The 13,241-nt window shown below is 64.1% G+C and carries 12 protein-coding genes; 5 read left to right on the forward strand and 7 right to left on the reverse strand.

The annotated features are described in order from the left end of the window. Window positions 1–183 precede the first annotated feature (183 nt). Together P6U24_RS11085 and P6U24_RS11090 are read left to right on the forward strand one after the other, a co-directional pair. On the forward strand, window positions 184–513 hold the full coding sequence (locus tag P6U24_RS11085) for a DUF2160 domain-containing protein (RefSeq protein WP_407159155.1): 330 nt from the start codon (window positions 184–186) through the stop codon (window positions 511–513). A gap of 124 nt (window positions 514–637) precedes the next feature. Next, window positions 638–2,380, forward strand: a complete 1,743-nt coding sequence (locus P6U24_RS11090; protein ID WP_407160430.1) for an ABC transporter substrate-binding protein — start codon at window positions 638–640, stop codon at window positions 2,378–2,380. Between the two features lie 272 nt (window positions 2,381–2,652). On the opposite strand, the gene P6U24_RS11095 is transcribed toward P6U24_RS11090, so the two are convergent. From P6U24_RS11095 to P6U24_RS11105, 3 genes are all read right to left on the reverse strand, one after another. Then, a complete protein-coding gene (locus P6U24_RS11095) occupies window positions 2,653–3,753 on the reverse strand; it encodes an alkene reductase (RefSeq protein WP_407159156.1) in 1,101 nt (366 codons plus the stop codon). Window positions 3,754–4,023: 270 nt separating this feature from the next. Continuing rightward, window positions 4,024–4,527, reverse strand: a complete 504-nt coding sequence (locus P6U24_RS11100) for a DUF1993 family protein (protein WP_407159157.1) — start codon at window positions 4,525–4,527, stop codon at window positions 4,024–4,026. 289 nt (window positions 4,528–4,816) lie between these two features. Beyond that, window positions 4,817–6,133 (reverse strand): lytic murein transglycosylase, encoded by a 1,317-nt coding sequence (locus tag P6U24_RS11105; RefSeq protein ID WP_407159158.1) that lies wholly within the window; start codon window positions 6,131–6,133, stop codon window positions 4,817–4,819. Between the two features lie 210 nt (window positions 6,134–6,343). Between P6U24_RS11105 and P6U24_RS11110 the strand changes: the two genes are divergently transcribed. Both P6U24_RS11110 and P6U24_RS11115 read left to right on the forward strand, forming a co-directional pair. Further along, complete coding sequence (locus P6U24_RS11110; protein ID WP_407159159.1) at window positions 6,344–6,493, forward strand: hypothetical protein; 150 nt, start codon at window positions 6,344–6,346, stop codon at window positions 6,491–6,493. A 261-nt stretch (window positions 6,494–6,754) separates the two neighbouring features. Further along, on the forward strand, window positions 6,755–7,729 hold the full coding sequence (locus P6U24_RS11115) for a calcium-binding protein (RefSeq protein ID WP_407159160.1): 975 nt from the start codon (window positions 6,755–6,757) through the stop codon (window positions 7,727–7,729). Between the two features lie 76 nt (window positions 7,730–7,805). Here P6U24_RS11115 and pgm read toward each other — a convergent pair whose 3' ends face one another. Further along, complete coding sequence (pgm, locus tag P6U24_RS11120; protein ID WP_407159161.1) at window positions 7,806–9,446, reverse strand: phosphoglucomutase (alpha-D-glucose-1,6-bisphosphate-dependent); 1,641 nt, start codon at window positions 9,444–9,446, stop codon at window positions 7,806–7,808. A gap of 208 nt (window positions 9,447–9,654) precedes the next feature. After that, window positions 9,655–10,143, reverse strand: a complete 489-nt coding sequence (locus P6U24_RS11125) for a hypothetical protein (protein ID WP_407159162.1) — start codon at window positions 10,141–10,143, stop codon at window positions 9,655–9,657. A 309-nt stretch (window positions 10,144–10,452) separates the two neighbouring features. On the opposite strand from P6U24_RS11125, the gene P6U24_RS11130 reads away from it, so the two are divergent. Beyond that, entirely contained in the window at window positions 10,453–11,283 is an 831-nt protein-coding gene (locus P6U24_RS11130; protein WP_407159163.1) for a hypothetical protein, read from the forward strand. Window positions 11,284–11,309: 26 nt separating this feature from the next. On the opposite strand, the gene P6U24_RS11135 is transcribed toward P6U24_RS11130, so the two are convergent. Then, complete coding sequence (locus tag P6U24_RS11135) at window positions 11,310–11,732, reverse strand: hypothetical protein (protein WP_407159164.1); 423 nt, start codon at window positions 11,730–11,732, stop codon at window positions 11,310–11,312. A 110-nt stretch (window positions 11,733–11,842) separates the two neighbouring features. Continuing rightward, the gene (locus tag P6U24_RS11140; RefSeq protein ID WP_407159165.1) at window positions 11,843–13,183 is read right to left on the reverse strand and encodes an MFS transporter; all 1,341 of its coding nucleotides are present in this window, start codon (window positions 13,181–13,183) and stop codon (window positions 11,843–11,845) included. Window positions 13,184–13,241 lie beyond the last annotated feature (58 nt).

Here is a 13,241-nt window from a genome sequence, read left to right on the forward strand (position 1 = left end):
GTTTCACCTCTCCCCAGCGGGGAGAGGTCGGCTGCGTCAGCAGCCGGGTGAGGGGGCTTTGCTCTCTCGTGAGACCGTACCCCCTCATCCCAGCCCTCTCCCCATGGGAGAGGGAGCAGACTGTCGTCGGTGCGAGGGCTCGCAAGCCATCTCCAATGTTTCGCGTCTGGAGGCACTAGCGCCATGGAAAACCTCGCATGGATGGCTTGGACCTTGCCGACCGCGATTTTCTTTGTCGCGCTCGCCTGCACGCTCGCGGTCATGACCTGGCTCGCCGCCGCCTATCCCGAGGCCGAGCGGGTCGGCATCTTGCGCATTCCGACTACGCGCGGCGACCGCCTGTTCATTTCGCTGATCCTGGCCGCCGTCATCCATCTCGCGTGGATTGGCCTCGTCGGCACCGATAGCATCGCGACTTTGCCGATTGGGGAAGAGGGATTTGAGATTTCGAGCCTGTGGCTCGCAACCATGATTTCGCTCGCTTCAGCCGTTGCGATCTTTCGCAACGTCTGAAGCGCGCGAAACAGAGCAGATCCGGGGTCAACCCGGGCCTGGACACGTCTGTCGCTGCAAGGAGGAAATCATGCGACAAGTGAAACATAGGAAGCATCACCTGACCAAGGCCCGCTATCTCGCGATGACCAGCGCCGCCGCGCTGTTCGCCGCAACGATGACGCTGTCGGTGCCCGCGCGCGCCGACGACGCCGCGATCCAGAAGTGGATCGACACCGAATTCCAGCCTTCGACCTTGTCGAAAGACGATCAGAAGAAGGAGCTGGAGTGGTTCGCCAAGGCTGCCGAGCCATTCAAGGGCATGGACATCAACGTCGTCTCCGAAACCATCACGACGCACGAGTACGAGTCGAAGACGCTGGCCAAGGCCTTCACCGAGATCACCGGCATCAAGATCAAGCACGACATCATCCAGGAAGGTGACGTCGTCGAGAAGCTGCAGACCCAGATGCAGTCCGGCAAGAACGTCTATGACGGCTGGATCAACGACTCCGACCTGATCGGCACGCACTTCCGCTACGGTCAGACGATCGCGCTGTCGGACTATATGACCGGCGAAGGCAAGGACGTCACCGATCCCTATCTCGACGTCAACGACTTCATCGGCAAGTCGTTCACGACCGCTCCGGACGGCAAACTGTACCAGCTGCCCGACCAGCAGTTCGCCAACCTCTATTGGTTCCGCTACGACTGGTTCACCAACCCCGACTATAAGGCCAAGTTCAAGGCCAAGTACGGCTACGAACTCGGCGTGCCGGTGAACTGGTCGGCCTACGAGGACATCGCCGAGTTCTTCACCAACGACATCAAGGAGATCAACGGCGTCAAGGTCTACGGCCATATGGACTATGGCAAGAAGGACCCATCGCTGGGCTGGCGCTTCACCGACGCCTGGCTGTCGATGGCCGGTAACGGCGACAAGGGCATCCCGAACGGCCTGCCGGTCGACGAATGGGGCATCCGCATGGAAGGCTGCCGTCCGGTGGGCTCCTCGATCGAGCGCGGCGGCGACACCAACGGTCCGGCTGCGGTCTACTCGATCGTCAAATATCTCGATTGGCTGAAGAAGTACGCACCACCGCAGGCGCAAGGCATGACCTTCTCGGAGGCAGGCCCGGTGCCGGCGCAGGGCAATATCGCTCAGCAGATCTTCTGGTACACCGCCTTCACCGCCGACATGGTGAAGCCCGGTCTTCCCGTCATGAACGACGACGGCACGCCGAAATGGCGCATGGCCCCGTCGCCGCATGGCGCCTATTGGAAGGATGGGATGAAGCTCGGCTATCAGGACGCCGGCTCGCTGACGCTCCTGAAGTCCACCCCGCCGGATCGCCGCAAGGCTGCCTGGCTCTACCTGCAGTTCATCGTCTCCAAGTCGGTGTCCTTGAAGAAGAGCCATGTCGGTCTGACGTTCATCCGCGAGTCCGACATCTGGGACAAGTCGTTCACCGAACGTGCGCCGAAGCTCGGCGGCCTGATCGAGTTCTACCGCTCGCCCGCCCGCGTGCAGTGGACCCCGACCGGCAACAACGTGCCCGACTATCCGAAGCTCGCGCAGCTGTGGTGGCAGAACATCGGCGACGCGTCGTCGGGTGCGAAGTCGCCGCAGCAGGCGATGGACGCTCTTGCCTCGGCCCAGGACTCGGTGCTCGAACGCCTGGAGAAGTCCAAGGTGCAGGGCGACTGCGGTCCGAAGCTGAACAAGAAGGAAACGGCCGAGTATTGGTTCGCCAAGGCCGAGAAGGAAGGCCACATCGCGCCGCAGCGCAAGCTCGCCAACGAGAAGCCGAAGGGTGAGACCGTCGACTACGACACGCTGATCAAGTCGTGGCCGGCTTCGCCCCCGAAGCGCGCCGAGGCGAAGTGAGCTAATGCACTTCGCTGTCATCGTCCGGGAAGGCGGACGATCCAGTACTCCGCCGCGGTCGTGAGGACCACTGAATTCTCGGAGTACTGGAGGCCCCGCCTGCGCTGGGCATGACGGGCCGGGTAAAAAACGAAAGGCCGGGAGCAATCCCGGCCTTTTTGCTATTGCCGCCGTCATTGCGAACGAAGCGAAGCAATCCAGTCCTGCCGCCGAGGGAGTCTGGATTGCTTCGTCGCGTTGCTCCTCGCAATGACGCGGAGAGGGCCTCGGGACTATTCCGCCGCCTGCGCTTGCTTCAGTGTCGGATAGTCGGTGTAGCCCTTGGCGCCGCCACCATAGAACGTGTTCTTGTCCCATTCGTTCAGCGGTGCGCCGGCCTTCAGCCGCTCGACGAGGTCCGGGTTGGAGATGAACGGCTTGCCGAACGCGATCAGGTCCGCGGCACCGGAATCGATCGTCTGGTTGGCGAGCGCGAGGTCATAGCCGTTATTGGCCATGTAGGCGCCCTTGAAGCGCTTGCGCAAGGAGGCGTAGTCGAAGGGCGCGATGTCGCGCGGGCCGCCGGTCGCACCCTCGATCACATGGATATAGACGAGGTTGAGCGCGTTCAGCCCATCGACGATGTAGTCGAACAGCGGCTGCGGGTTGGAATCGGAGACATCATTGGCAGGTGTCACCGGCGAGATGCGGATGCCGGTCCGCTCCGCGCCGATCTCTGCCGTGACCGCCTTGGAGACTTCGAGCATCAGCCTGGCGCGATTTTCGATCGAGCCGCCATAGGCGTCCGTCCGCTTGTTGGTGCCGTCCTTGGCAAACTGGTCGAGCAGATAGCCGTTGGCGCCGTGGATCTCGACGCCGTCGAAGCCAGCCTCGATTGCGTTCGCAGCACCCTTGCGGAAGCCATCGATGATGCCCGGAATCTCCGACAGCTCCAGCGCGCGGGGCGGCGAGACTTCGGTGAAGGCACCACCGACGAAGGTCTTGGTCTTGGCGGGAATCGCCGATGGCGCGACCGGCGCGCCGCCGCTCGGCTGCAGCGAGACATGCGAGATGCGGCCGACATGCCAGAGCTGGAGGAAGATCCGCCCGCCGTTCTCATGCACGCGGTCGGTGACCTTGCGCCAGCCGGCGACCTGCTCCTTGGAATAGATGCCGGGAGTGTCCTGGTAGCCCTGGCCCTGCTGCGAGATCTGGGTCGCCTCGGAGATCAAAAGGCCGGCCGAGGCGCGTTGGCCATAATACTCGATCGCCAGCGGGCTCGGCACCAGCCCTGCGACGGCGCGGTTACGGGTCAGCGGCGCCATCGCGATGCGGTTGGCGAGCGTGATCGGGCCAAGCTGGTAGGGCTCGAACAATCTGGTCGGTCTATTCATGCTCTGGTTTTCCAAAAAGAGGACAGCCCAGAGCAGATGGCGATTGTTACCGATGCAACAATGTCGGCTGCCATTCGAATTGCGCAGATGAGCCCAGCGTCGAAAAAAGAATTCTGCGAAATGACTGATAAATGGGCGAAACGGCCGCCGACCGCGGCGACGCGTGCAAATTTGTGACCCGGCGGCGCCGCCGCCGTTCGAGCGTTATCGTGAAGCGAGAAGGGATGCGCATGGACCGGAACGGCGCTCGCGCGCCGTCCGGTCTGAACCCTATGCGATCCCCAGGAAGTCGCGCTTGCCGATCTCGACTCCATTATGGCGCAGCAGGCCGTGGGCGATCGCGGCGTGGAAATAGAAGTTCGGGAATGAGACGCGATTGACGAAGTCCTGGCCTTTCAGCGTCGTGGTGGCGTTTGGTCCGCTTGGGAAGGTGACGTCCTTGGCATCGCCGCCCTCGAACTGCTCGGGCTTGAAGGTCTTCAGGTAGTCGATGGTCTTGGCGACACGCTGGCGCAACTCGGCGAAGCTCGTTTCGGTATCCGGCGTGCTCGGCACCTCGCTATGGGAGAGCCGCGCAGCGCCCTTGGCTGCGAAATCGCAGGCGAGCTGGATCTGGCGGGTGAATGGGTACATATCCGGGTAGAGCCGCGCATTCAGCAGCACTTCCGGCTGGATTTTCTTGGCCTCGCAATGGGCCTCAGCCTTGGCGAGCAGGCCGGAAAGGCTGGTGAGGATCTGGAGATAAGCGGAGACGGTTGCGTCATAAAAGGACATGGGATGCTCTCGTTGGCTGGGGGCGCCGCAATGAAGCGCTCCACGCCGCACGTAGGGCGGCGCCCAAGAGAATGCAACTGCATCTTTCTATGGATTTTTTGCGCTCGGCCGTCTTGCCTATCGCTTCAATCTGGAGGGTGGGCAAGCGGCTGCCATCAGGCGTCCTGTGCCCACCACCATATCCCGTCCGAAGGTCGTCATTGCGAGGAGCCGCAGGCGACAAAGCAATCCAGACTTTTCTCTTTGGCGCTGGATTGCTTCGCTTCGCTCGCAATGACGGCTCGCGCGGTCATTGCACCGGTCCCGCCTGCGCGCGTGCGCCTCCGCGCATCCGCGCCAGCAAGTCCGCGGTCGGCCAGGAATCGGCCGGCAGTCCATATTTCAGCTGCATCGCCTTGATCGCGGTGCGGCTCTGCTGGCCGAGCACGCCGTCGACCTTGCCGACATCGAAGCCGGCGCGCACCAGGAGCTGTTGCAATTCCTTGATCTCGTTGAATGGCAACTGCGCCACTGGACCTGCCGGCCGCCGCATCGGCGGCGCGCCGGCGATGCGGCTCGCCAGATAGCCGGCGGTGGTCGAATAGATCAGCGAGTTATTCCATTCGGTGTAAGCGGCGAAATTGGCGTAGGCGAGAAACGCCGGACCGTTGCGGCCCATCGGCAGCAGCACGGAGGCTTGGAGATTGTCGCTCGGCAGCTGCCGCCCGTCCGGATAAATGACGCCGAGGCTGGTCCATTTGCTGCGCGGCGCCTTGATGGTGAGGTCAGCCTGCTCCCAGGGGAAGTCCTGCGGCAGCCGGATCTCTTCCAGCCAGGGCTCGCCGCGCCGCCATTTCAAGCCGCTCGCGATGTAGTTCGCGGTCGAACCGATCACGTCCGGGCCACTGCGCAAAAGATTGCGGCGGCCGTCGCCGTCATAGTCGACCGCGTAGTTCACGTAATGCGTCGGCAGGAATTGCGTCTGGCCGAGCTCGCCGGCCCAGGAGCCGATCATCTCCGATGGCGATAGGTCGCCGCGATCGATGATCTTCAGCGCGGCAATGGTCTCGCCCTGGAACCGCTCGCTGCGGCGGCAGTCATAGGCCAGCGACACCAGCGAGCGCAGGGTCGGCAGGTTGCCCATGTTGGCGCCGAAATCGCTCTCCAGACCCCAGAACGCCGCGATCACCGCCGGCGGCACGCCATACTCCTTCTCGGCGCGAGCGAACGCCGCCGCATAGGTGCGGATGTGCTGCTGGCCGTTCTGCATCCGGTAGGTCGCGGCCATGCGGCCAGCAAACTCGGTGAAGAGCTGGCCGAACACGCGCTGGCCGCGGTCGCGGTTGACGATGCCCTGGTCGTAAACCAGGTAGGGCGAGGCCTCTGCGATCGCGCGCTGCGACACGCCCTCTGCGGCGGCTTTCTGCTTCAGATCGGCAAGGAAGCGCTCGAAGCTTTGGCCGTTGTGGCAGGATCCCGCGCGCGGCGAGGGCACTGTCGCGACGTGGGGTGCCCGGGTGATCGGCGCGGGAGCGGGGGCGAACTGCGCCTTCGCGAGGGATGCGAAGCTGAAGGTTGCGGCAATGGCCGCCAACGTCGCTCGTAAGGCAGGCAAGGAGCTTCGCATTCGGTCTCACCAATCAGCGGTTTGTGCTCGAGGAATCATGGATATCCGAAGCGCTGCGAAAAGCAAATCAGCCGCCGTTCGGTCAAGATCGGGGCAGGGCGCGCCCGCGAATGGGCCTTCGCGCGGCGCGATCGTGATCGGGATGCGTCACGCTCCGGCTCGATGAGGACGGCAGCCTCGCCGCTTTCGCGCCGTGCGGGCATGGAATCGATGACCGCCGTCGATATCGTGCGACAGATCGTCGCTCGCATGCACATTCGCTTCGTATTTGTGCCGCATTCCCGTGCGCGCGACCGCGCCTTGGCTGTTTCAATCTGTTTCCGGCGCGGCCGCCAAATGGCCGATGTTTCTGACGCTTAACATGTCGCGCTCGACTATGGGCGAGCCACCTGATGGGTGCTTCGCGCTGGATCAATCGCAGTTAGAACATCTCCAAAGTCGGGCTGCGACGACGCACCGCAAGCAGCGCCACTAATCAGTCGCTCTGTGACCGCCTTCCAGCATTCACTTCGCGCGCAAGGGAAGGGTTTTTGCCTCGCTCTTCTCCTGCGCTGCGTTTGTTACTTGCGAGCAACGGCGGATGGCGCGTTCACAGGGAGGCTCTTAGTTGGGAGAGTACGAATGCCGAGATTTCACATGCTGGATCACCTGCTGTCTCACAATCGCGAATTCCAGGATTTCTTCGCCTCGCTGACCGGCGGCACATCAGGCCATGATCATCTGAACGGGACAGAGAGCAGCAATATGCTGTTTGCCGGCCGCGGCGACGACGACGTCACCGGTATGGCCGGAAACGACATGCTCGACGGCGGCAACGGCAACGACATGATGTGGGGCGGCTCTGGCAACGACCGCCTGTCGGGCGGCAGTGGCAATGACATGCTGACCGGCGGCTTTGGCGCCGACCACCTGAACGGCGGTACTGGCAATGACGTGCTGCTAAGCCGCTCTGATGCCGGCGAAATGGTCGCGGCGCAGGACGGCACCACGCAGATCTTTGCCGACGAGACCGCTGCGTTCACGTCCCACGATGACGTGCTCACCGGCGGCAAGGGGGCCGACACCTTCCGTTTCGAAGGCCTCGTCAACGCCAAGGATGAGATCGTGGCCAAGCACGTCAACGCCGACGGCACCATCGACTGGCACGGCGTCACCGGCGAGAACAACAATGTGCATGACCACTGGGTCGACGGTTTCGGCAACGACACCATCACCGATTTCAATCGCGCCCAGGGCGACAAGATCGAGATCGCGGCGCACACCGCCGAGGTCAAGTCGATCGAATATCTCGATACCAATCACGACGGCAAGAACGACACCAGCGTGATCACCGTCATCAGCCAGCAGGGCAATGCCGGCGCGCATGACGAGGACCTCTTGGGCACCATCACCGTGCATGGCGACCTCGTGAAGCAGAGCGACATCAAGGTCGATAACATGGCGGTCTACGGCGCATACGAGAAGGTCGGCCAGCTGCCGGCCGGCACCCACTTCCAGATCGAGGATGACGGCGTGCTGCCCAACGGCGCCACCGACGGCGGCCATCACGACGAAGCTGCGATGGCGATGAATGTCGCCATGGCGAATCATATGTAGGCGAATAGCGAATAGCGAATAGCGAATAGCGAGTGGCGAATGGGGAAAGAATCAATTCTCAACCATTCGCCATTCCCTATCCCACCTTCGCCAGCGCTGCCTGCGCCTCGCTCTGGATCCGCTTTAGATGCGCCTCGTCGCGGAAGCTTTCCGCGTAGAGCTTGTTGACGTCCTCGGTGCCGGAAGGACGCGCGGCGAACCAGCCATGCTCGGTCTCGACCTTGACGCCGCCGAACGATTGGCCGTTGCCGGGCGCCGTGGTGTGCACGGCGCGCACGGGATCGCCGGCAAGCTCCTTGAGCCCGAGTTTTTCCGGCGTGAGCCCCTTCAGCGCGGCCTTCTGTGGCGGGCTCGCCGGCACGTCGATGCGCGCATAGACCGGGGCGCCGAGCTCGGCGGTGAGCTCGCGATAGAGCTCGCTCGGATCGCGGCCGCGCTTCGCCATGATCTCGGCCGCGAGCAGGCCCAAAATGAGTCCGTCCTTATCGGTGGTCCACACGGTGCCGTCGCGCTTCAGGAACGAGGCGCCGGCGCTTTCCTCGCCGGCAAAGCCGAAGCCGCCGGAGCCGAGCCCCTCGACGAACCATTTGAAGCCGACCGGCGTCTCCACCAGCTTGCGGTTCAGCTTGCGCGCGACGCGGTCGATGATCGAGCTCGAGACGATGGTCTTGCCGATCGCAGCATCTGCGCGCCAGTCCGGGCGATGTGCAAACAGATAGGCGATCGAGCTGGCGAGGAAGTGGTTCGGGTTCATCAGCCCGCCGGAGCGGGTGACGATGCCGTGGCGGTCGGCGTCGGTGTCGTTGGCGAAGGCGACGTCGAAGCGCTCGCGCATGCCGATCAGGCTCGCCATTGCATAAGGCGAGGAGCAGTCCATCCGGATCTTGCCGTCCCAGTCGACGGTCATGAAACGGAAGGTCGGATCGACGCGCTCGTTCACCACGGTCGCATGGATGCCGTAGCGCTCGATGATCGGCTGCCAATAATGCACGGCGGCGCCACCGAGCGGATCGATGCCGATTTTGACGCCGGCCGATTTGATCGCATCGAGATCGACCACGCGGCCGAGGTCTTCGACATAGGGCGTGACGTAGTCATAGGGATGCACCGTGCCCAGTTTGCGCGCCTGCTCATAGGTGACGCGCGCAACACCGGCGAGTTCATTGGCGAGATAGACGTTGGCCTGCCGCTCGATCTCAGCCGTCGCGTCGGTGTCGGCCGGGCCGCCATGCGGCGGATTGTATTTGTAGCCGCCGTCCTCCGGCGGATTGTGCGACGGCGTGACGACGACGCCGTCGGCGAGATGATCCTTGCGCCCCTTGTTATAGGAGATGATCGCGTGCGAGATCGCCGGCGTCGGCGTATAGCCGCGGTGCTGGTCGACCATCACCTGAACGCCATTGGCGGCGAACACCTCCAGCGCGCTCACCAGCGCCGGCTCCGCCAGCGCGTGCGTGTCGATGCCGATGAACAGCGGCCCATCGAGGCCCTGCTGCCGGCGATAGTCGCAGATCGCCTGCGTGGTGGCGAGAATGTGGTTCTCGTTGAAGCTGGTCTTGAGCGACGTGCCGCGATGGCCCGAGGTGCCGAATGCGACCCGCTGGGTCGGCTCGGCCGGATTGGGCTTGAGTGCGTAATAGTCCGTGATCAGCCGTGGAATATTGGCAAGCGCAGCGTCAGCGACCGGCTTGCCGGCGGCGGGGTCAATCGTGGCCATGGGACGTCCTCAAGCTCATTCCAACATTGCGGGCGGCACTTCGTTCCCCGCCGGCAGAGATCGAATGCCGCTCGCTTCCAAGCGGCGATCGCAGATGGTTACCATGCCCCGGCACGGCAGGGGCGATCAACGGAGAAACGCATCATGGGAGATCAGCCGCCCGCGCCGAGCGGCCCTGCGCGCGCGGCTGCGTCAGCAGCGCATCGGCTCAATCGTTCATCTCATAGATGAAGTGCCCAGGGCCGGTCAGGCGGGCCGTGAAGCTGGCGGTCCTGCCGGCGAGCGAGGCCAGGCTGCCCGAGGCCAGCTTGAACGTGACCTTGCCGCTCGCCTGCGAGATGGCGGGTGTCCCATCCTGCATGCTGACTGTGCCTGTCCCCTCCACAAGCTGGATCACGGCCAGGCCGTCGGTCATCCGGTGAATGCCGGAGCCATAAAGATAGATGCCCTTCTGGTTCTCCCATTCGCTGGCAACTGACGCGGTGTAGAGCGCCCCCTTGAGCCGGCCATCGACGCCGTAACAGGAATATTGAAAGCTGACGAGCATGTGCCCTGGCCGGTCGCCGATCGGCTCCTGACCCAATGTGCCCACTACGTTGCATTCGTAGCGCCCGATCAGCTCGGCGTGAGCAGGGCCGGCCACGGCCGTCAGGCTGGCAGCCGCACCAAGAGCCATGACGATGGCGGCTTTCCTCATGCGCCTCTCCCCCAACCAGCTCGGGCACTTGGTGCCTCGCGAGAGTCCGCGGGTTTGCGTCGTCTTGCCACGTGCGCCGGCTGTTTTCTCATCTTGCAGTAGCAGCGTCCAGGCCTTGCGAGCGGCGATCGGCAGTTAGTCCTGCTCAAGCGGCCGTTTTGTCGGTGCGGCATTAACCATCGCCAGCCTCTGCGTCCTGCAATGCCTGACATTTAAGTCTGAGTTTAACGGTTGTCCGCGGAAATGGTGGCCAGCAGACCGGCGCTGCAAACCGGACTTTGCGCGCCCCAACCTTGCAGGAGCAATATCGTGAGAGCGCTTCACTTCAGCGCACTGGCCCTGGTCGCGGCGCTCGCGCTCGGCGGCTGCAGCCGTCAGCCACCCGTGCAGGCCGTCGCACCTTGCGTCGACCTGACCGGCGCGCCTTGTGCCGTCAGGCCGGAGGTCGCTCATCCCGGGCCGTCATTGTCTGGCCGGGAGGCGGGCATCCGCCGGCACAGATCGGCGGTGCGACACAAGCGACGCCACCACCATGTCGCGGAGCACCACAAGGTGGCAGCGCCTCCGCCGCAGCTGTCGGAAGCGACGCGAATTCCGGCAGATCCGGCGATTCCGCTCGCCAAATGGAAAGCAGCAACGGCCGCACCGGCCGAACAGCCCGAAACGCGTCCGGCCGCTGCGCCGCCAAGTTCATCGAGTCCCTCCGGCGCATCGGTTCAGGAGCAGGTCGCGGTCGCCACCGCGCTTGCCGAGCGCATCACCGCACTATCCGCGCTGCCGGCGCCGAATGCCAAGCCCGACGCGGCCCCGCGCAGTGAGGCCGTTGCCGCTGCGGCGGCCTCGCGGCTCGTCGCGGTGCTGATGGTCCGGCCCAGCGTGCGGGCGATCTCCGACCTGCGTGGCCGAACCGTCGCGATCGACGAACGCTATGCGGGGGCCCATAACAAGGTCACGGCCGCAATGGCGGCCGCGGGTGCTTCCGAGGTCCAGCTGATGCAGGGGCAGGGCACCGCAATCAACCGCCTGACCAACGGCGAGGTGACGGCTGCCATCGTGGCGCTGGTGGTGCCGGAAGCCGCGGAAGCGTTCCCGGAGATTGCGGGCTACAAGACCTTCCGCGTCCCGCTGCCGACGATGTAGCTCGCAGGACAACAGGGCAATTCAGCTCAGGAGCCGGCCTTCTTGGCCGGCTTCTTTTTGGCTTTCGAGCTGCTCTTGCCCGAATTGGCCTTGCCCGCTTTGGCCCTTGAGGCCTTCGGCGAGGCCGCCTCTGCCGGTGCCTTGTCGGCCGGCTTCTCGGCTTTCTTCTCGACCTTCTTCGGCAACTCGGCGGCAGCCGCCTGGCGCATGGCGCGCGCGTAGCTGTCGGCGGCATTGTCGGCCGAGAGCAGCAGGCGGCGCGCGGCGGCGCCAGCCTGCTCGAACGCTTCCCGCGCCAGCATCTTGAAGCGCTCCTTGGCGTCCTTGTCCTTGGCCTTGACCGCCATGCCGTTGAAGCGATCGCGCCGCTTCTTCGCCGCCGCCAGGATGGTCTTGTTCTGCTGTTTGGCCAGTTGCCGGATCACGGCATCCAGGTCGGCGTCAGCCATGGTCACCCCTAAAGAATCGTCATCAGCGTTTGAAAAAGGCGCGCGACTATGCAGTCGCGCGCCTTGCTTGGCAATCGTGGCTCTTACGATGCTGCACCTTTGAAAAAGGTTTACGTCGCCGCGCTGTCGTTCGCTACGGTTCGCCTGCGGCCGCGGCCGATCGTCAGCACCAGGAGGCAGCCGACCGCGGAGATCGCGGCCAGCGGCAAGAGCCCGAGCGGATAGCTGCCGGTCGCATCCTTGATGACGCCGAGCAGCCAGGTGCCGATGAAGCCGCCGATATTGCCGATCGCGTTGATCTGCGCGATCCCGGCGGCGGCCGAGCCCGCCGACAGCCATTCGGTCGAGAGCGCCCAGAACGGCCCCTTGACGATGTAGGTCGCGGTGACGGCGACGCAGAGGATCAGGATGGTCGGCGCGAGGCTGTTCGTCGCAACCGACGCGGCGAGGCTCGCTGCGAGCAGCGCCAGCGGAATCGCGGTGTGCCAAATGCGCTCGCCCGAGCGGTCCGAGGTGCGGCCCCAGATGATCATCAGCACCGAGGCGATGCCGAACGGGATCGAGTTCAAGAGGCCGGTCTGCATGTTGGTGAGGCCGAACGACTTGATGATCTGCGGCTGCCACAGCGACAGGCACTGGCTGGCGCCGGACGCGCCGGCATAGATGAAGGAAGCCGCGAGCACGTATTTGTCGCGCATGATCGCCCATAGCGAGGCATGACGCGTCGTCGTGGTGTCGTTCTCTGCCTCGGCCGCCAACTCGCGCTCGACCAGATCGCGTTCTTGTGGCGAGAGGAAGCGCGCGGAGGAGGGGCGGTCCGGCAGCACGAAAATGGTGGCGAAGCCGAGCAGCACCGCCGGCACCGCTTCGAGGATGAACATCCATTGCCAGCCGCGCAGGCCGAGTAGGCCGTCGGTCTGCAGCAGCGCGGCCGAGATCGGCGAGCCCAGGAAGCTCGACACCGGAATGGCCACCATGAAGATGGCGACGATGCGGGCGCGATAGGCCCGCGGGAACCAGTAGGTCAGATACAGGATCACGCCCGGGAAGAAGCCGGCCTCCGCCGCGCCGAGCAGCAGCCGCACCGCGTAGAACGAGTTCGGTCCGGTCACGAACGCCATCGCCGCGGAGACAAGCCCCCAGCTCACCATGATGCGCGCGATCCACAGCCGCGGGCCGACCTTCTTCATGGCGAGATTACTCGGGATCTCGAACAGCACATAGGTGACGTAGAACAGGCCGCCGCCGAGCCCGAACGCGGCCTGCGTCAGCCCGATGTCGTGGTTCATCTGCAGCGCCGCGAAGCCCGCATTGACGCGGTCGACGAAGGCGATGAAGTAGGAAACCATCAGGAATGGCACGATCCGCCAAGTGATCCTGCTCATGATCCTGGTCAGCGCGGCCGGATCGGCACTGCTCGTGGCCTGTGGCTGGCTGATGGATTGGGCCATGCGGACGCGTCCCCCTTAATTGATGTCGTTGCTTTCAGGGCCGTTGTAGTCATATAAA

Origin of the sequence: Bradyrhizobium sp. STM 3557 (genome assembly GCF_045571465.1) — a bacterium.
Taxonomy (GTDB): Bacteria; Pseudomonadota; Alphaproteobacteria; order Rhizobiales; family Xanthobacteraceae; genus Bradyrhizobium.